Source organism: Acinetobacter terrae (assembly GCF_002135195.1).
In the GTDB taxonomy this organism is placed as follows: domain Bacteria; phylum Pseudomonadota; class Gammaproteobacteria; order Pseudomonadales; family Moraxellaceae; genus Acinetobacter; species Acinetobacter terrae.
Map to the genome: position 1 here is coordinate 140,790 of NZ_NEGF01000007.1, position 18,807 is coordinate 159,596.

Genomic DNA, 18,807 nt, shown 5'->3' on the forward strand with positions numbered 1-18,807 from the left:
CATCTTTACCCATCCAGTGAGCTGGATATTTTAAAAATTGTATTTTTAAAGAGGATAGAATAATGACTGAAAACAACTGCCCATATTGCAACTTTGATGAATATGACATCATTGATAAAAATGACTTTGGTGTGATTTTTCCTGAGCCGAATGCATTATCTAAAGGTCACTCTGTCATTGTTCCTCTACGCCATGTCAGCTCTTTTTTCGACGTTACCGACAAAGAACGTAAAAGCTTAATGTCTTTACTTGAGCTTGCACGTAATGAGCTTCAGTTGCGCCACCACCCTTCTGGCTTTCATATTGGTTTCAATGATGGCAGTGTGTTTGGTGAAGCATCTGAACATTTACATATTCATATTATTCCACGCTATGAAGGTCAAACCTTAAAACTGGATGAGCGTTGGGGCATGACCAGTAAATAAAAATAGATCCTACTGATTCAAAAATGATGCTGTGGCATCATTTTTTATGTCTGTTCGCAACCGCAATGCTGCACAGTTTTCGCTATACTATTCATCTATTCCAAATACGCGGTTCGCATGTCACAGTTTTCTTTTTCCGATGCTCTTCTTTCCTGGTTCGATGTCCATGGTCGTCATGATTTGCCGTGGCAAGTGGTAGATGATCCATATAAGGTTTGGGTATCTGAAATTATGTTACAGCAGACCCAAGTCAAAACCGTGCTGCAATATTTTGATCGCTTTATCGCACGCTTTCCAACAGTTAAAGATTTAGGCCTAGCCAGTTGGGATGATGTTGCACCCTATTGGGCAGGGCTGGGTTACTACGCGCGCGCACGGAATTTACATAAAGCTGCGGGAATTGTGGCACGTCAGGGTCATTTTCCAGCCACATTAGAACAATGGATTGAACTTCCCGGAATTGGTCCTTCGACTGCCGGTGCACTCATGTCGCTGGGTTTACGTCAATACGGCGTCATTATGGATGGCAATGTAAAGCGGGTATTGGCGCGTTTCTTTGCCATTGAAGATGATCTGTCTAAACCTGTACATGAACGCGCGATGTGGCAACTAGCACAACAGCTTTGCCCTGTTGAGCGAAATCACGACTATACCCAAGCAATTATGGACTTGGGCGCAACCGTATGTACGCCGAAAAAACCGCTGTGTTTATATTGTCCGATGCAGCCTCACTGCAAAGCACATCAACAAGGTTTAGAAACCGAACTGCCGTTTAAAAAGCCAAAAAAAGCCGTGCCTATCAAATCGGCACAGGTCTTGGTGATTCAGTCGAATGATCAATGGTTATGGCAACAACGTCCGAATAGCGGCTTATGGGGTGGTTTATGGTGCTTGCCAATTATTGAAAATCCAGTTGAGTTTGAAACTCTGTGCCAAACATTGGGACTCAAAAAAGTCATCCAACGAGCTGAAATCACACATAGCTTTACTCATTTCACCTGGCAGCTTGAAGCCATCTGCTTTGAGGCTGATGCGGATCAACAAGAACATCTTTCCATTGAATTAGGGGGTAGCTGGTTAGCTGCACCAATTGCAACCGAAATGGGCATTCCCACGGCGATGAAAAAATTGATCTCTGCCATAAATTTATGACATAGTCAGGCACTGTTATTCAAAGAATTTTCACATAGATTAGAATGAAAAAAGGATGAACAGTGCTTCGTTTTATTTATGCATTATTACTTGGTTTTAGTGTGCTATGGATTGCTGCATGTACCTCAAGTCCAAAAAAAACCTCAACAATACCGCTTCCGCCTGCTCAAGTACAAAAGCTGAAAAGTATGCAGCTGAAATCGTCATTGCCTATTCCGGTAAAAAACATCAAAGCCAGACAGTTAAAGGATACCTGGGGGGCTTCCCGTAGTAGTGGCCGCACCCATGAAGGCATTGATATTATGGCTCCACGTGGAACAAAAGTGCTGAGTGCCACAGAAGGTTTAATTGCTGACTTACGCAATAACAATTTGGGTGGTAAAGTGGTTTGGATTATGGGGCCTGGCGGAACCTGGCATTACTATGCCCATCTGGATGAGCATAAACGTGGCTTAAATGTCGGTGATTATGTCAAAAAAGGTGAGCTGATTGGCTATGTCGGCAATACGGGCAACGCACGTCATACGGCACCGCATTTGCACTATGGGATTTACCTCGAGGGTAAAGGTCGTGGTGTGGTCAACCCCTATCCTTATTTACGTTAATTTTTTAGGAACTATTCATGTCAGAAGCGCTGATCAATCGTTTGGTCGAATTTGCTGAATCAGGCAATCAACAGAAAATTGTTTTGGCTGGACAAAGCCATCAAGGTTGGGTGATGGAAATCACTGAGGAAGCGCTTTTGATTAGCACTGGTTTTGCCGAAAAAACTGGACAAGACATGTGGATTCAATTCACCGACTTGCCCCAGGCAGAGCTTTATTACTGGGATAATCAACAAGATCAATGGGCTGAATTTAAGCTTTAAGCCGCTTCAGGAGCATCAAAAATGTCGATTCAACGCTGTGGTTGGTGCTCGAATGATCCTCTTTACATCGCTTATCATGATCATGAGTGGGGCAAAGCCAGTCATAATGAAGCGCATTTATTTGAAATGCTGTGTCTGGAAGGACAACAAGCGGGTTTGTCCTGGATTACGGTACTAAGAAAACGCGAAAGCTATCGTCAGCATTTCTTTCAATACACTATTGCCAAGATCGCCCAGTTCAGTGATACCGAATTGGAAGATAAACTCCAAGATGCAGGATTGATTCGCCATATCGGCAAGCTCAAAGCCATTCGTGACAATGCCATTGCCTGGCAACATTTAACCCAAGAATTAAAACAGCAACAGATCAATGTCAGCGACTGGTTATGGAGTTTTGTTGCAGATCAAACCCTACACAATGATGTTCCAGATTATCGTCAGGCACCCGCCCAAACAGAAATCAGTGTTGCCCTTTCCAAAGCTTTAAAAAAGAAAGGCTTTAAATTCGTCGGACCGACCACCTGTTATTCATTTATGCAGGCGGTCGGTATGGTCGATGATCATGAAAATCACTGCTCTTTTAAATCATTTTAAAGCACAAACAAGATAATAAAAGGATTCACTTATGAATGACAACATCATCCATGCCTATGCAGCCATGCAGGCTGGCGCAGAACTTGAACCCTATCAATTTGATGCCGGCGAATTACAAGCGCATCAGGTTGAAGTCAAAGTTGAATATTGCGGTTTATGCCATTCCGATATTTCAGTGATTAATAATGACTGGAAATCTTCGGTTTATCCTGTAGTCGCAGGGCATGAAATTATTGGCATCATTACTCAGCTTGGTTCAGAAGCCAAAGGCTTGAAAGTGGGTCAACGCGTTGGTATCGGCTGGACAGCAGAAAGTTGTCAGCACTGTGACCCGTGTGTATCCGGTCAACAAGTCATGTGTACTGGTGGACAAACGGCGACCATTGTTGGACATGCCGGTGGTTTTGCTGACAAGGTTCGTGCTGGATGGCAATGGGTGATCCCGCTGCCGGAAGATTTAGATCCTGAAAGTGCCGGCCCGCTGCTGTGTGGTGGGATTACCGTATTTGATCCTATTCTTAAACACCAGATTCAAGCCATTCATCATGTTGGAGTGATTGGGATTGGCGGTTTGGGTCATATGGCAATTAAACTGCTGAAAGCCTGGGGCTGTGAAATTACTGCATTCACATCAAATTTAGACAAGAGCGAAGAACTGAAAGCCATGGGTGCAGACCATGTGGTAAATAGTCGCGATACAGCCGCATTAAAAGATCAACGCGGAAAATTTGATTTATTACTCTGCACGGTGAATGTCACTTTAGATTGGCCTGCTTACTTAAACAGTCTGGCACCGCATGGCACAATCCATATGTTGGGCCTAGTTTTGGAGCCAATGCAAATTCCAGCTGGCATGCTGATTGGCGGTGCAAAATCAGTCACAGGTTCGCCTACCGGCTCCCCTGCTGCACTCCGTCAACTCCTCAAGTTTGCAGCGCGTAAAAATATTGCGCCACAAATTGAAGTTTTCCCAATGTCGCAGCTCAATGAAGCGATTGAACATCTACATTCAGGAAACGCACGTTACCGGATTGTGTTAAAAGCTGATTTTTAATTCATTTTCGCTTTAATTCACTTGTAACTTAATCTGCCAAGCACTGTGAGTGCTTGGCAGATTTTTATTATTCATTCTTACTGAATTACCTCTTAATATCTTATAAATATACAGCAAGCTTTTGCGCCAAGAAGTCAATAAATAAACGTACGCGTTTGGGTAGATGCTCTTGTCGATAATAAACTGCATGAATTTTTTGATAATGCAGATGAATTTGATCTTCAAATAAAGCTTTCAGGCGACCAGTTTGTAAATCATCTTCAATCAAAAACCGTGATAAACAAGTAATCCCGACACCTTGTATAGCCAGCTGCCGTACCGTTTCGCCATTGGATGCTTTTATTTTCGGATGAGCTATAAAGTCATCCCCATTAAACTGAATCGGCCAGGTATTTAAATGGGTCGGCTGGCTAAAACCCAGTAAAGCATGTTGCGATAAATCTTCTGGAGATTGTGGTACTCCATTTTGTTCCAAGTAGGCAGGACTGGCCACAATATATAAGCGACTGCGACACAATAATTTGGCGTGTAAACTTGAATCGTGTAGTTCACCAAAACGGATCGCAACATCGGTTTTATGTTCCAGTAAATCAATCACCTGATCATGATTACTCAGTTCAATTTCGATATTGGGATATTGCTGCATAAACTCCTGAATTAAAGGTACGATTACATGCAAGACAAAAGGCGTTGCAGAATCGACCCGAATCAGCCCAGAGGTATCGATATCTGACTTGAGTAAAGCATCTTCTGCTTCGGCTAAATCATTTAAAATTTTACGGGATTTTTCCAGAAAAAGTTGCCCTTCTTGGGTCAATTTCAGCTTACGCGTGGTACGTTCCAATAGCGTCACATTCAGTTTATTCTCAAGCCGTTGTAAGGCACGGCTCACACCGGAGGTAGTCTGGCCTAAACGCTCTGCTGCCATCACAATCGAGCCACTATCCACGATGGTCACAAAAGTGTGTAGTTCTTCGATGGTCGATTTCATCTGCCACTCATTTATTGATTTTCAGTCAATAATATTTTGCAAATTACTGCGTTTTTTAGCAACAATAAAAGCATCAAAATCATGCTTATCTTGAAAACTTAAAGATTGAATTAACCCAGTAATCCATCGACTGCATTGGCATTCATTATTTGGAATGCAGTGGCTTTTGTCGTGGTTTCGACAATTCGATACTACAAATACCTGCAATGTTTGTGACTCATGATGCTCCAGACTGGGTTTCTTCAGTAAATATGGATGCTTATTCAGATGAAACTTGCAGCTGACAAAGCACTGGATGATTATCAGACCTGTTCATAAAATACTGTGAAGAAAAAAGTCCGCATCATGCGGACTTTTTAATGGTTTGAATTAACGCAAAGCTTCAGGCAAGGCAGGAATACTGGATGGCTTGCCGAGTTCCATCTTCATTTTTTGCAGCATCTGATACGGTTGCTGCTGTACAAACATATTCACAAAGGTCAAAGGAATAGAGCCTTCGGGATTGGCATAACCATAAGTCGAAACTTTGATTTTATTATTGGCGAGTTTCTGAAAAGTCCAATCGCCTTCATAATGAGTTAAACGTACATAATCCGGATTTTTGGCATAGCCTTTATCGACGGCTTTATTTTTAATCGTGATAATGCCTTGGGCATCTTTGATCATTTTACCTTGCACCACCAAATCACGATCTTTCAGCGGAAAAGGAAAATCCAGCACCATATACAATAAAAATTCGCCTTTTTTGTCATCCCGCGAAAGGACTTTGATACTGCCCATATACGGCACCCATTTCACCGCATGGTCGACATCTAAAATCAGACTGACTGCTTTTTCGAGCGCAGTATCGTAGGTGGTTTCAGCTTTGTATAAAAATACCGGGTTTTGACTATTTTGAAAGGTCCAAACTTTAATATTATTTTTATTAATGCTGAGCTTAGCATTATCAACAGGTTTAGCCTGTACTGTAGCCAACATTGCTACAGTACAAGCCATCAATATCACTTTTTTCATTCCGTTGAACATCTTATTTTAATTTTGTTGTATTGTTATAAATGATTTTGATGATTTTTTATACTTGAATATCATTAAATCCAAGTACATCTTTCATGTCATATTTACGTGCTTCGCGACCCACGACCCATGCAGCAGCACGTACAGCACCTGAAGCAAAGTTCATGCGATTGGTTGCTTTATGCGTGATTTCAACACGTTCGCCATCCGCAATAAACATTGCAGTATGTTCACCTACGATATCTCCACCACGGATAGTTTGGAAACCAATACTTTTACGTTCACGCGGACCTGTATGCCCTTCACGGCAATACACAGCATCTTCTTTTAAGTTACGACCCAAAGCACCCGCAATCGCTTCACCCATCATCAATGCTGTACCCGATGGTGCATCCACTTTATGACGGTGATGTGCTTCGATCACTTCAATATCTACCGTGTCACCAAAAACCTTAGACGCAAGTTCTAACAGTTTGATTGATACATTTACCCCAACCGAATAATTCGCTGCATAGACCACAGGGGTTTGAGTCGCGCTGTCATCTAAAAATGCTTTTTGTTGGTCATTCATGCCTGTGGTACCAATCACAATGGCAACCCCTGCTTCACGGCACAATTTTAAATGCTGTTCAGTCGCGACAGGCGCTGTGAAATCAATGACCACGTCACAGTCTTTTAATACGTCTTGTAGATTGCCAACAACCTTAACCCCCACAGCACCAATACCGGCAAGCTCGCCTGCATCTGCACCAATCAAGCTGCTTTCAGGGCGTTCAACTGCCGCTGCAAGCTGGTAACCCGCTTCTTTTACGGCTTGAATGAGGATGCGTCCCATACGACCGCCTGCACCCAATACACCAATGCGTGGAGCTGCTGACATAACATATTCCTAATGTTGCTTCTAAATTGTTCTTACTATATCAAAACTCTGTACCGAGACTAAGTTTCAGCCTGAAATTTTTTATTTAAAAAAGAGAAACAGGTCATGGCGAATGCTTATGCCAAAGCACAAGGAAATGGCTCAGCCCCAGCCGGTTGCTGTATTGAAAGTTCAGCGTTAAAAATAAATGATTTTGCTGCTGATTTTCATCTCCCTGTAAACATCACTGCGCAGACTACGCGACACGAATGATCAAAAGATGAATTATAAGGAGATCCGCATGCATTCGAAAAAAATCGCGTTAACCATTTTTATGGCAACCATCGTCAGCACAGCGTGGGCAGAACCTGCAATCCAAGCGGGAGATACTTTAGAAAGCTTATCGCAAGTAAAAATAAATATTCGTACCCATAGCGCTACACCGGCTCCAGCTAAAAATAATCAGGCAGCAACCAAGCAGGAATCGACTGGCGAACTCTCAGCGCAAATGGTAGATGTCGATGCGATTGATCAACCCATCATCAAATAACTGATTAAGCGCGCATAAAAAAGGGGGGAATATTGAATATTCCCCCCTTTTTTCAAACTGTGTCTGAAATTAATCAAACAGACCGAAGAACGATTTTTTCTTTGGAGATGATTTACTGTCCTCACCATCCATCGTTTCTTGCAATTCTTTTAACAACTCACGTTGACGAGCAGTCAAATTCACCGGTGTTTCGATCACGACGCGGCAGAGTAAATCGCCTTGCATACTGGTACGCACAGGTTTAACCCCTTTACCACGTAAGCGGAACATTTTACCAGTTTGAGTTCCCTCAGGAATTTTCAAACTTACACGACCATCGAGGGTTGGAATTTGAATTTCTTTACCCAAAGCTGCATCAGCAATGCTGACAGGCACATCCATATACAAGTCTGCACCATCACGTTGGAAGATTTCATGTTCACGAACCACAACTTCAACGTATAAATCGCCTGACTGACCATCACGAATTGCTTCGCCTTTGCCAGTTAAACGTACGCGGTCGCCATTGTCCACGCCCGCAGGAATGGTAACTTCCAGCGTTTGTTGACGATCTGATACACCAGAACCATGACATTTATTACATGGGTTCTTAATGATGGTACCTTGACCACGACAGGTGCTACAGGTTTGCTGAACAGAGAAGAAACCCTGTTGCATGCGCACTTGACCTGCACCATGACAGGTTTTACAGGTTTCTACATCTTTAGGATTTTTTGAACCTTTACCATCACACGCATCACAAGGTGCAGGTGCAGTAAACGTAATGGTTTTTTTCACGCCCTTGACTGCTTCTTCAAGGGTCAATTCCATGACGTAGCGAAGGTCTGATCCACGACGTGCACGTTGTTGTTGACGACCACCGCCACCAAAAGCGCCACCAAAGATATCGCCAAACTGGCTAAAGATATCTTCTGCATTGAAACCGCCACCAAAGCCGCCACCGCCGCCCATACCACCTTCAAAGGCATTATGCCCCATACGGTCATACATGCTGCGTTTTTCGCCGTCGGATAAAATTTCATAAGCTTCAGCAGCTTCTTTAAATTTATCTTCAGCTTCAGGGTTGTCTGGATTGCGGTCCGGATGATATTTCATCGCCAACTTACGGTAGGCTTTTTTAATTTCATCATCACTAGCGGTTTTAGCGACGCCCAAAACCTCATAATAATCACGTTTAGCCATATCTGGCGATGCTCCTCACGGAATTTGATTTAATGCTTAACTGTGGACTGAAATTGGGGGTCAATCCAAATTTTACAAGGGGAATGTTAGGAAAAAATTTAGCCAGATTAGAAAACGGCTTTATTTTTGAAAAATCGAGAGATACCTTTAAGCCAAGCATTGAGCAAAAACAAAAAGGCGATCATCGTAAATACTACACCAGCAACCGTACAACCGGTTACCCAAAGTGCGCTATCCCAATAAAAGAAAATCAGCGGAATAAACCAAAGTGCAGCAAATAACACCAAAATAGAATAAATCACAATATTTCGCATCACCCAAAGCGCTTGAGCTTCAAGCCACACTTCCACTCCATCCACTTGTGTGACTTTGCGCGCATACCAGTAGGCAAATACACCACTAATCACAGTAAATAAAGCAAAAAACATGAAGACATAAGAAGTCGCAATGGAACGGCGAAGTCGGCTTAAGTTATCTTGCTTCATGTGCTTTTTAACCCCATTTACTACACGCTTAGTATTTTAATATGCAGTAAATTGCTTTATAGAAATGTATACAAATATCCAGTGCTACTATATTGAAATTTTCAATATTTCGCACCTGGTTATTGTCAAAAAATTATGTGCTTTGCTTATTTTTTTTAACTTTAAAGCATTGTGCATACAATGCAGGTAAAAAGAACAGCGTCAGCAGGGTTGCAACAATCAATCCGCCCATAATGGCAACCGCCATCGGACCAAAGAAAATACTGCGCGATAAAGGAATCATCGCCAGTACCGCAGCCAATGCCGTCAACACAATCGGACGACAACGGCGCGTGGTTGCATCAACAATCGCAGACCATGGATCATGTCCCTCTTGAATATCCTGTTCAATCTGATCAATCAAAATTAAAGAATTTCGCATGATCATGCCGGAAAGTGCAATCGTGCCTAACATCGCCACAAAACCAAAAGGTTTATTGAACAATAACAGGAATAACACCACCCCGATCAAACCCAACGGTGCCGTTAACAAGACAATGAACGCACGTGACATGCTCTTGAGCTGAATCATCAATAACGTCATCACCACCGCCAAGAAAAATGGCATACCGGCATTCACCGAGTTTTGTCCGCGTGCCGACTCTTCCACGGTTCCGCCCACTTCAACCAGATAACCACTTGGCAATTCAGCACGCAGTTTATCCATTTTTTCAGCCAGTTCACCGACCACAGTTGCCGGCTGTAATTTACTGCGAATATCGGCGCGCACGGTAATAGTCGGTAAACGGTTACGATGCCAAATCAGACCATCTTCAAAGTCATATTCAATTTTTGCAATTTGCGCCAGCGGAACGGAACCCCCATTTGCTGTGGGTACTGCCAGACTGGATAAGGCCTCAACATTAATCCGTTCAGCCTGATCACCACGCAGACGAATTTCAATCAATTCACGTTTTTCACGATATTGATGAATGGTTGCACCACTAATGGAGCTATTTAAGAAATTGGCTAAATCCAAGCTCGACACCCCCATTTGGCGGGCACGGTCCTGGTCGATATTTAAATGAATGACTTTGCTTGGCTCGCCCCAGTCCAAATGCACATTGCTGGTATTGGAATTATCACCGATTACAGCAGCAACTTTATGCGCCCACTGACGGACCAAATGCAAGTCTTCACCTGAAATACGATACTGCAATGGATAGCCAACTGGCGGACCATTTTCTAATAGCGATACGCGGGTACGAACATCCGGCAACAATTTACGAATTTCCTGATCTAAAGATTGACGAATTTCATCACGATCATCTAAGGATGAAGCCAAAACCACAAACTGGGCAAAACTGGCCTGTGGCAATTGCTGATCCAGTGGCAAATAAAAACGGGTTGAACCTGTGCCGACATAGGCCACATAGTTATCAATGCCCTCTTTGGTCGATAAGAGTTTTTCGACTTTTTTCACCGCATTTTCAGTTGAAGTGAGCGATGCCCCTTCTTCCAGTTTCAAATCCACCAAAATTTCGGCACGGTTGGAGGGTGGGAAAAACTGTTGCGGCACCAGTTTAAACATCAATACCGACAACACAAAAATCCCCACCGTGGCTGCAATCACCGTTTTACGATAGGTCAGGCAAGTATCCACCCAATTTCTAAATTTTTGATAAAATTTGGTCTGGTACGGATCATGATGTTCACCGGCATGATGCTGTATTGGTTGAGGTTCAGGTTGCTTACGCAAACGTGCCCAAAGACGCTGATACCATGGCGCTTTTTGTGGCAGATTTTCAAAGTCCGGCAGCAGTTTATCGCCCAAATACGGCACAAAAAGAACTGCCGCAAACCATGACACAATCAGCGCAATGGTTACCACCTGAAAAATGGAACGCGTATATTCACCGGTACTGGATGCTGCGGTTGCAATCGGCAAGAAACCTGCTGCGGTAATTAAAGTCCCTGTCAGCATGGGGAAAGCGGTGGTCTTCCAGGTAAAGCCCGCAGCCTCAAGCCGGCTATAGCCCTGCTCCATTTTGATCGCCATCATCTCGACGGCAATAATGGCATCATCGACCAATAAACCCAGTGCTAAAATAAGTGCACCCAATGAAATTTTATGCAGCCCAACATCGAATAAATTCATCCCGGCAAAAGTCATCGCCAATACTAAGGGAATCGAAAATGCCACCACCAGTCCGGTACGGAAGCCGAGTGAGAAGAAGCTAACCAGTAAAACGATAATCACCGCTTCAGCCAACACTTTCATGAATTCATTAACGCTGTGTTTCACCGCCACCGGTTGATCGGAAACCTTTTGCAGCTGCATGCCTAAAGGCAAAGACTTTTGTAAACGGGAAAACTCGGTTTCGAGGTTTTTACCTAAAGCCAGAATATCTCCACCTTTACGCATCGAGACCGCAATGCCAATCCCGTTTTCACCCATAAAGCGCATACGCGGTTGAGCCGGCTCGCTAAAGCCACGATAGACTTCTGCGACATCGCCCAGTTGAATGGTCTTGCCTGCCACCAAGAGTGGTATTTGTTTTAATTCTTCAACATTTTGCAGCTGACCGCTGACCCGCATCTGAATACGGTCAGTGCCCGTTTCAAAGAACCCGGCACTGGCCACGGTATTTTGTTGTTGCAGGGCTTGCTGAATAGCCGTGACCGGAATACCGAGTTGAGTTGCTTTGGTATTGGAGAGTTCAATCCAGATTTTCTGGTCTTGCAAGCCCACCAGATTGACCTTGCCGACATCTTTCACCCGTTGCAATTGCAGTTGTAAGCGGTCGGCATATTCTTTCAACACCCCATAGTCAAAATCGTTGCCGGTCAGGACATAAATATTGCCGAAGGTATCGCCAAACTCATCGTTAAAGAACGGCCCTTGTACACCACTGGGTAATTGCTGTTTGATATCCCCAACTTTTTTGCGGACCTGATACCACACATCGGGAATTTGACTTGAGCGTAACGAATCTTTAGCCACAAAAGTCACCATCGATTCACCCGGACGTGAAAACGCCATGATGCGTTCATAGTTGCCGGTGCTCATCAGTTCTTTTTCAATACGATCGGTGACCTGTAAGGAAACCTCTTCAGCAGTTGCACCCGGCCAATAGGTTTGAATCACCATCACCTTAAAGGTAAACGGTGGATCTTCACTTTGTGCCAGTTTGGAGTATGAGACGATTCCGACAATGCCTAACAGCAGCATAAAATAAAGGATTAAGCCTTTATTTTTCAGTGCCCATTCCGACAGGTTATAACGTGATTCAGACTTCATGTCTTGTTTCATGAGGGTGCTCCTGCCTGAATTTTCACGGCACGGTTTTCACGGTCAATCGGCTGGATTTTTTGTTTTTCACGCAATAAATGCACACCGCCAATCACCACATAATCTTGCGGATTCAAGCCGGACAATACCGGTACGCTGTCACGACCATAAGCACCTAAGGTCACAAAGACTTTCTGAATGGTCTGATCCGGTTTCACCACCCAAACATAGGCATGTTGATCATTGGCAGAGACACTGGATAAAGGCACGCTTAATACATTGTTTTGGGTGTTGTTAAAAAATACCCGCGCACTTTGCCCCAGTTGAATCGCAGCATTGCCTTCACGTAATGCAACCTTCACGCTAAAAGTACGGGACTGATCGGCTGCGGGTGAAATTTCACGAACATAGGCTGCAAATTTATCTTCTGGTTTAGACCACAAGGTTACCCATGCGGTTTGACCGACTTTAATCTCGGAAATCGCTTGTTCAGGAACCCCAATCACCACTTCACGATCACCGGCAATCGCCATTTGATAGGCTGCTTGTCCTGCAGCAACCACCTGCCCCACTTCAATATTACGCGCAGTAATCACGCCATTTTTATTCGCCACCAACTGGTTATAACCGGTTTGGTTACGGCTGACGTCATAATTGGATTGCGCCTGTTTTAAGTTCGAGAGCGCTGCTTTATATTGGTTTTCAACCGCATCATATTGCGAGCGGCTGACCGCATTCATGGGGAGTAACTGCTTAAAGCGTTTCAGTTCATCTTCGGCATTTTTTGCTGCAGATTGCGCACTTTCCAGTTGAGCATTGGCCGCATTCAGTTGTAGCTGTGCATCTTTCACATCCAGTTTGGCCAGCACTTGACCGACTTTGACCTGATCACCGACATCGACATAACGTTCGATAATTTGCCCCCCAACCCGGAATGCCAAAGCCGTCTGCTGACGTGCCTGTACATCACCGGCATAACTTTTCTGCTCGTTATGGGTGCTATTCGGTTGAGTCACCATGACAAAGGGGACTTGTTCTGTTTCGGTTGCATCCGTGCTGCATCCCCATAAGGTCACACTGCAAACGATGATCATGCTGACAACTGCGGTCTTAATTATGCTCATGAAATTCGCTCTTATTTAAAAATGTTTTTTAGGGCAAAATAACGAGTATCTTAAATTGTCTATTTTTTAATTAATATACTCACTGGTACATTAATTAGAACTCATCGGTCAAAGCAATGACCTTTTTGATTTTTTTGGAAAAAATTGTGCAAATAAATGTCGGTCGCCCGAAGGACTTGGAAAAACGTCAGCAAATTTTAAATGCGGCAAGAAATCTATTTTTAAAATGTGGTTATCATGGTTCCAGCATGAATCAGATTGCGCAAGAAGCAGGCGTGACCAAACTGACGGTCTATAATCACTTTCAGGATAAAGCCAATTTATTTGTCTGTGCCATTGCGGTGACCTGCGAGGAACTGATCAGCGCGCGTCCATTGAATTTGCAGCCCGACAGTGATTTTCATCATGCATTCGTGCATGCCTGCGAGCTGGCGCTCAATATCACCAACTTGCCTGAAGCCATTAAACTGGAACGGTTATTGGTGGAACTGGCGGCTGCACAAAATCCATTGGCACAAAAGTTTTATGAGGCTTCGCACCTGCGCATGAATGCTGTGTGGGAAAACTTCTTTCAACAAGCGATTGATCTGGGTTTTATTCAAGCTGAAGAATTAAGAACGCTGACGATGCTGATCGTGTCTTTGCTGTTTGGCATGCGCCATCATGAAGTCCTGCTCGGCGTTCGGGATGTTCCTACTGCTGAAGAAAAACAGCAAATTATCTTGAGTAGCATCGAATTGTTTATGCTGAAATATCAAAAAACTACTTAAAACGATCATTTAAAAAATCGCCCTTCATTTTCCGAAAAGCTCAACTGGCAGATCAATTGCTATTTTTAGCAGCAACAGATTACATACTTTTGTCTGCCCCCTACTTGGAATGTCATCGAATCGGGGTATATTCAAAAGAGAAGCCTAGGAGAATGAAAAAAATGATTCAACAAATTGATGCTCCACTGCGTGAGGACGTACGCTTACTTGGGAACTTACTGGGAGAGACCCTCAAGGAACATGCAGGACAAGATTTGTTTAATCAGGTCGAACAAATTCGTGCCCTGTCTAAAGGTGCACGTGATGGTCAGGTTGAAGCAGAAAAACAACTCGAACAACTTTTTTTAAGTCTGGAAGATGAGGAAATTCTCCCCCTGACACGTGCATTTACCCATTTTCTGAATTTTGCCAATATTGCCGAACAATACAATGTGGTTCGTAGCCGTCGTAAGAGTGAATTTGATGAAAATGCCCCTTCACCGAATCCGCTCGATCATCTGTTCCAAAAATTTAAAGAGCATGAAATTTCATCAGACACCTTATTCAAGCAAATCTGTGAACTGAAAATTGAATTGGTGCTCACGGCACATCCGACAGAAGTCAGCCGGCGTACCCTGATTCAAAAATATGACGATATTAATGATTGCCTATTTAAGGCAGATCAACAAAAACTGACGCCACGTGAACGTAAAGCGGTACTCGAAGAACTCAAACAATTGATTTGTTCAGCCTGGCAAACCGATGAAATTCGTCAGCACCGCCCAACCCCGGTCGATGAAGCGAAATGGGGCTTTACCACCATTGAACAAACCCTATGGAATGCAGTACCGAAGTTCGTTCGTGAACTGGATGAAATGGTGGAAGAGCACTGCGGTCAGCGTTTACCTTTAAGTATTGCACCAGTTCGTTTTGCTTCATGGATGGGCGGTGACCGCGACGGTAACCCGAATGTTACGCATAACATTACCCAAGAAGTGCTTTGGCTCTCACGCTGGAAAGCGGCTGATTTGTACCTGCGTGATATTGAAGACTTGCGTTGGGAATTGTCGATTCAGAACGCAAGTAATGAATTGATGCAGGCGCTGGGACATTCACATCCCGAACCATACCGTGAATATCTGCGTGATACTCGTGAGCGTCTAAAAGCAACCCGTCACTGGCTGGCTCAAAAATTACAAGGACAAGAGGCCGACGACAGTCTGGTGATTAAAAGCAAAGATGAATTATTACAGCCGTTGTTACTTTGCTACCGTTCACTGATTGCCTGCAACTTGCCTGAAATTGCCAATGGCAAACTGCTCGACTTTATTCATCGCGTGAACTGTTTTGGCATTGAATTGCTAAAACTGGATATTCGTCAGGAATCAGGTCGTCATCGCCAAGCCATTTCAGCCATTACTGAATATTTAGGTTTGGGCAATTTTGAAACCTGGACCGAACAAGCACGTCAAAACTTCCTGTTGCAAGAATTACAAAGCAAACGTCCATTGCTGCCGAAGCATTTAAATGAGCCTAAACAAAGCCTGATTGAACATCCCGATGTACAAGAAGTGTTTGCCACTATGCGCACCTTGGCAGAACAGCCTGAAGAAAGCTTGGGTGCTTATATTATCTCGATGGCTGAATATCCAAGCGATGTATTGGCGGTGTTATTACTACAAAAAGAAGCCGGTATTAAACATCCTTTACGTGTGGTTCCATTATTTGAAACGCTGAAAGATCTGGATGGCGCAGCCGACACCATGAATACCCTGTTCAATATGCATTGGTACAAACAGCATATTCAGGGCAAACATGAAGTGATGATCGGCTATTCGGATTCTGCCAAAGATGCCGGCTTTATGTCTGCCAACTGGGCGCAATACCGGGCGCAAGAAGAACTCACGGCAGTTGCGCAAAAGCATGCTGTGCAACTTACCCTGTTCCATGGTCGTGGTGGTTCGATCAGCCGTGGTGGTGCACCCACTCAGCAAGCTTTATTTTCACAACCACCGGGTTCTATTTCAGGTGCAATTCGTGTCACTGAACAAGGTGAAATGATTCGCTTTAAGTTTGGTCTGGAAGGTATCGCACTTCAAAATTTAGAGATTTATACCGCAGCTACTTTGGAAGCAACCTTGTTGCCACCGCCAGTGCCTAAAGATGAATGGCGTCAGTTGATGCATACCATGACCGATTTATCGGTACAGGTCTATCGTGAAACGGTGCGCGAGAATCCGCATTTTGTAAAATACTTACGTACTGTCACTCCAGAACTTGAATTGCAGATGTTGCCACTCGGTTCACGCCCAGCGAAACGTAAAGTCAGCGGGGGCATTGAATCCTTACGTGCCATTCCGTGGGTGTTTGCATGGACCCAAATTCGCTTGATGCTTCCGGCTTGGCTTGGTACAGGTGCTGCGATTAATCAAGTGATTGATCAAGGTCAAAAAGCCTTGCTCGATGAAATGTTGCAGCAATGGCCTTATTTCCAGACCCTGATTGATATGCTGGAAATGGTGTTGTCTAAAGCAGACAGTCATGTGGCTTTATATTATGAATCGCATTTAACCGATGATGAAGATTTAAAAATCTTGGGTGAACAACTGCGCCAACGCTTAAAAGATGCGGTACAAACGCTACTGGCTTTAAAAGGTGAATCGCAACTGCTCAGCAGTAACGAGGTACTGGATCAGTCCATGAAAGTGCGTAAACCGTATTTACTGCCACTGCATTTATTACAGGCCGAGCTGATGAAACGTCGTCGTCGCTATTTAGCGGAATGTCAGGCCGAACATACCCCAGTCGATCACGCCTTGATGGTCAGTATTGCCGGAATTGCCGCAGGTTTACGTAATACTGGTTAAGCATTTCATCTGCACCGCAAAGCACATCTTCAGGATGTGCTTTTTTATTGCTCACCTATTAGCAGAAAATATCATATTGTTTATAAGTAAAATAAGTATCAGTTATGAATAATGGGCTGGCTCAATTACTCTATTAATGCGCTGATTTAACGCTAATTTTACAATAATAAAACTTTTACCATCCGGTAAAAAAACAAGAAAAGTCAGTACATTAATTTGAACAAAAATATTGTTAAAGAGATTAAATCTTCTAAAAAACAAGAGTATGATGTGCACAATTTATCTTTTGAGCGCTCATTTTATGTCCAGCTGGTTTCCCAAATGGCGTCCTTATTCAGGTCAAATCGATGCACGTCCAGTCGGTACCAATGAGTATCTCCCTCCTGCTCAAAGTGTGGTCTTAGGTGTACAACATGCTTTTGCCATGTTTGGGGCAACGGTTCTTGCACCTTTTTTAATGGGTTTTGATCCGAATCTGGCCATTTTAATGTCGGGTATTTGTACCATTCTGTTTTTTCTAATCACAGGTGGTCGCGTACCGAGTTATTTAGGTTCAAGTTTTGCTTTTATTGGGGTGGTGATTGCCGCTACCGGTTATGCCGCGTCTGGTACAGGTGCACCAAATGCCAATTTAGCCGTAGCTGCTGGCGGCATCATGGCCTGTGGTGTGCTGTATGCCATTTTTGGCTTTATTGTCATGGCGACCGGCACCAATTGGATTGAAAAACTGATGCCTCCAGTCGTCACCGGTGCTGTGGTGATGATTATCGGTTTAAATCTTGCACCCGTTACGGTGAAAGGTGTGGCAGGCAATGACTTTAACATGTGGATGTCACTGGTGACCGTGCTGTGTATGGGCTCGATTGCCGTATTCACCAAAGGTTTATTGCAACGTCTCTTGTTATTGGTGGGTTTATTACTGGCTTACCTGACGTATTACATTGTTTCCAATGTGATGGGTTACGGCACAGCAATTAACTTTACCCCGATTCAACAGGCAGACTGGTTTGGTGTCCCAACTTTCCATTCGCCTGTATTTGATATCAATGCCATGCTCATCATTGCCCCGATTGCTTTGATTCTGGTGGCAGAAAACCTGGGTCATATTAAAGCTGTGGGCGCAATGACCGGTGAAAACCTCGACCCGCATATTGGTAAAGCCTTTATTGCAGATGGTATTGCCACCACATTATCTGGTGGTGTCGGAGGGCCGGGGATGACCACATATGGCGAAAACATTGGCGTGATGGCAGTGACCCGTGTCTATTCCACCATCATCTTTGTATTTGCCGGTGTATTTGCCGTGTTCTTAGGTTTATCTCCTAAGTTTGGTGCAATTATTCACACCATTCCGACTGCAATTTTAACTGGTGCGTCTATTGTTGTATTCGGTTTGATCACCATTGCCGGTGCGAAAATCTGGATTGAAAACAAAGTTGATTTCTCTAAAAACAAAAACCTGATGGTGGCTGCGGTGACCATTATTTTAGGAACGGGTGACTTTGCGCTGCAATTCGGTAACTTTAACCTCGGTGGTATTGGTACCGCTACATTTGCAGCACTGATTCTCAACTGGTTCTTTAGCTTAGGCGATAAATCATAAATATAAATACACATTTTTA

The 18,807-nt window shown here is 43.8% G+C and carries 18 protein-coding genes; 11 read left to right on the forward strand and 7 right to left on the reverse strand.

All coding sequences use genetic code 11. The features are described from left to right. Positions 1–62: 62 nt before the first annotated feature. The 6 genes from B9T23_RS09760 to ahr all read left to right on the forward strand — a co-directional run bounded on the left by B9T23_RS09760 (position 63) and on the right by ahr (position 4,093). Positions 63–425 carry an HIT family protein gene (locus B9T23_RS09760; protein WP_067725715.1) on the forward strand — a complete coding sequence of 121 codons (363 nt, stop codon included), beginning with the start codon at positions 63–65 and terminating at the stop codon, positions 423–425. A 117-nt stretch (positions 426–542) separates the two neighbouring features. Then, positions 543–1,577, forward strand: coding sequence for an A/G-specific adenine glycosylase (gene mutY, locus B9T23_RS09765; protein ID WP_086193964.1), 1,035 nt, complete (start codon positions 543–545; stop codon positions 1,575–1,577). 62 nt (positions 1,578–1,639) lie between these two features. Next, a complete protein-coding gene (locus B9T23_RS09770; protein WP_086193965.1) occupies positions 1,640–2,182 on the forward strand; it encodes a M23 family metallopeptidase in 543 nt (180 codons plus the stop codon). 17 nt (positions 2,183–2,199) lie between these two features. After that, on the forward strand, positions 2,200–2,445 hold the full coding sequence (locus B9T23_RS09775; protein WP_067725709.1) for a hypothetical protein: 246 nt from the start codon (positions 2,200–2,202) through the stop codon (positions 2,443–2,445). Between the two features lie 21 nt (positions 2,446–2,466). Beyond that, on the forward strand, positions 2,467–3,039 hold the full coding sequence (locus B9T23_RS09780) for a DNA-3-methyladenine glycosylase I (RefSeq protein WP_086193966.1): 573 nt from the start codon (positions 2,467–2,469) through the stop codon (positions 3,037–3,039). A 31-nt stretch (positions 3,040–3,070) separates the two neighbouring features. Further along, on the forward strand, positions 3,071–4,093 hold the full coding sequence (gene ahr / locus B9T23_RS09785) for an NADPH-dependent aldehyde reductase Ahr (RefSeq protein WP_067725705.1): 1,023 nt from the start codon (positions 3,071–3,073) through the stop codon (positions 4,091–4,093). A gap of 100 nt (positions 4,094–4,193) precedes the next feature. Here ahr and B9T23_RS09790 read toward each other — a convergent pair whose 3' ends face one another. The 3 genes from B9T23_RS09790 to dapB all read right to left on the reverse strand — a co-directional run bounded on the left by B9T23_RS09790 (position 4,194) and on the right by dapB (position 6,978). Then, a complete protein-coding gene (locus tag B9T23_RS09790; protein WP_067725703.1) occupies positions 4,194–5,084 on the reverse strand; it encodes a LysR family transcriptional regulator in 891 nt (296 codons plus the stop codon). A 369-nt stretch (positions 5,085–5,453) separates the two neighbouring features. Further along, positions 5,454–6,098: an START domain-containing protein gene (locus tag B9T23_RS09795; RefSeq protein ID WP_086193967.1), complete on the reverse strand. Its 645-nt coding sequence runs from the start codon at positions 6,096–6,098 to the stop codon at positions 5,454–5,456. Between the two features lie 58 nt (positions 6,099–6,156). Then, positions 6,157–6,978 (reverse strand): 4-hydroxy-tetrahydrodipicolinate reductase, encoded by an 822-nt coding sequence (dapB, locus tag B9T23_RS09800; RefSeq protein WP_086193968.1) that lies wholly within the window; start codon positions 6,976–6,978, stop codon positions 6,157–6,159. Between the two features lie 105 nt (positions 6,979–7,083). Between dapB and B9T23_RS16795 the strand changes: the two genes are divergently transcribed. Further along, complete coding sequence (locus B9T23_RS16795) at positions 7,084–7,230, forward strand: hypothetical protein (protein ID WP_171263082.1); 147 nt, start codon at positions 7,084–7,086, stop codon at positions 7,228–7,230. Between the two features lie 28 nt (positions 7,231–7,258). Beyond that, positions 7,259–7,507 (forward strand): hypothetical protein, encoded by a 249-nt coding sequence (locus B9T23_RS09805; RefSeq protein ID WP_086193969.1) that lies wholly within the window; start codon positions 7,259–7,261, stop codon positions 7,505–7,507. Positions 7,508–7,576: 69 nt separating this feature from the next. Here B9T23_RS09805 and dnaJ read toward each other — a convergent pair whose 3' ends face one another. From dnaJ to B9T23_RS09825, 4 genes are all read right to left on the reverse strand, one after another. Further along, positions 7,577–8,689, reverse strand: a complete 1,113-nt coding sequence (gene dnaJ, locus B9T23_RS09810; RefSeq protein WP_067725695.1) for a molecular chaperone DnaJ — start codon at positions 8,687–8,689, stop codon at positions 7,577–7,579. 107 nt (positions 8,690–8,796) lie between these two features. Continuing rightward, the gene (locus B9T23_RS09815; protein WP_067725693.1) at positions 8,797–9,174 is read right to left on the reverse strand and encodes a hypothetical protein; all 378 of its coding nucleotides are present in this window, start codon (positions 9,172–9,174) and stop codon (positions 8,797–8,799) included. 133 nt (positions 9,175–9,307) lie between these two features. Continuing rightward, complete coding sequence (locus tag B9T23_RS09820) at positions 9,308–12,454, reverse strand: efflux RND transporter permease subunit (RefSeq protein ID WP_086193982.1); 3,147 nt, start codon at positions 12,452–12,454, stop codon at positions 9,308–9,310. A gap of 8 nt (positions 12,455–12,462) precedes the next feature. Continuing rightward, positions 12,463–13,569, reverse strand: coding sequence for an efflux RND transporter periplasmic adaptor subunit (locus B9T23_RS09825; RefSeq protein ID WP_086193970.1), 1,107 nt, complete (start codon positions 13,567–13,569; stop codon positions 12,463–12,465). 146 nt (positions 13,570–13,715) lie between these two features. Between B9T23_RS09825 and B9T23_RS09830 the strand changes: the two genes are divergently transcribed. The 3 genes from B9T23_RS09830 to B9T23_RS09840 all read left to right on the forward strand — a co-directional run bounded on the left by B9T23_RS09830 (position 13,716) and on the right by B9T23_RS09840 (position 18,788). Beyond that, the gene (locus B9T23_RS09830) at positions 13,716–14,339 is read left to right on the forward strand and encodes a TetR/AcrR family transcriptional regulator (protein ID WP_086193983.1); all 624 of its coding nucleotides are present in this window, start codon (positions 13,716–13,718) and stop codon (positions 14,337–14,339) included. A gap of 161 nt (positions 14,340–14,500) precedes the next feature. Beyond that, positions 14,501–17,185, forward strand: a complete 2,685-nt coding sequence (gene ppc / locus B9T23_RS09835; protein WP_086193984.1) for a phosphoenolpyruvate carboxylase — start codon at positions 14,501–14,503, stop codon at positions 17,183–17,185. A gap of 301 nt (positions 17,186–17,486) precedes the next feature. Beyond that, complete coding sequence (locus tag B9T23_RS09840) at positions 17,487–18,788, forward strand: solute carrier family 23 protein (RefSeq protein WP_086193971.1); 1,302 nt, start codon at positions 17,487–17,489, stop codon at positions 18,786–18,788. The last annotated feature ends 19 nt before the right edge of the window (positions 18,789–18,807 follow it).

Coding starts and splice junctions, on each gene's coding strand:
- B9T23_RS09760 (WP_067725715.1), top strand. CDS start 63: ATGACTGAAAACAACTGCCCATATTGCAACTTTGATGAATATGACATC.
- mutY (WP_086193964.1), top strand. CDS start 543: ATGTCACAGTTTTCTTTTTCCGATGCTCTTCTTTCCTGGTTCGATGTC.
- B9T23_RS09775 (WP_067725709.1), top strand. CDS start 2,200: ATGTCAGAAGCGCTGATCAATCGTTTGGTCGAATTTGCTGAATCAGGC.
- B9T23_RS09780 (WP_086193966.1), top strand. CDS start 2,467: ATGTCGATTCAACGCTGTGGTTGGTGCTCGAATGATCCTCTTTACATC.
- ahr (WP_067725705.1), top strand. CDS start 3,071: ATGAATGACAACATCATCCATGCCTATGCAGCCATGCAGGCTGGCGCA.
- B9T23_RS09790 (WP_067725703.1), bottom strand. CDS start 5,084: ATGAAATCGACCATCGAAGAACTACACACTTTTGTGACCATCGTGGAT.
- B9T23_RS09795 (WP_086193967.1), bottom strand. CDS start 6,098: ATGAAAAAAGTGATATTGATGGCTTGTACTGTAGCAATGTTGGCTACA.
- dapB (WP_086193968.1), bottom strand. CDS start 6,978: ATGTCAGCAGCTCCACGCATTGGTGTATTGGGTGCAGGCGGTCGTATG.
- B9T23_RS16795 (WP_171263082.1), top strand. CDS start 7,084: ATGGCGAATGCTTATGCCAAAGCACAAGGAAATGGCTCAGCCCCAGCC.
- B9T23_RS09805 (WP_086193969.1), top strand. CDS start 7,259: ATGCATTCGAAAAAAATCGCGTTAACCATTTTTATGGCAACCATCGTC.
- dnaJ (WP_067725695.1), bottom strand. CDS start 8,689: ATGGCTAAACGTGATTATTATGAGGTTTTGGGCGTCGCTAAAACCGCT.
- B9T23_RS09815 (WP_067725693.1), bottom strand. CDS start 9,174: ATGAAGCAAGATAACTTAAGCCGACTTCGCCGTTCCATTGCGACTTCT.
- B9T23_RS09820 (WP_086193982.1), bottom strand. CDS start 12,454: ATGAAGTCTGAATCACGTTATAACCTGTCGGAATGGGCACTGAAAAAT.
- B9T23_RS09825 (WP_086193970.1), bottom strand. CDS start 13,569: ATGAGCATAATTAAGACCGCAGTTGTCAGCATGATCATCGTTTGCAGT.
- ppc (WP_086193984.1), top strand. CDS start 14,501: ATGATTCAACAAATTGATGCTCCACTGCGTGAGGACGTACGCTTACTT.
- B9T23_RS09840 (WP_086193971.1), top strand. CDS start 17,487: ATGTCCAGCTGGTTTCCCAAATGGCGTCCTTATTCAGGTCAAATCGAT.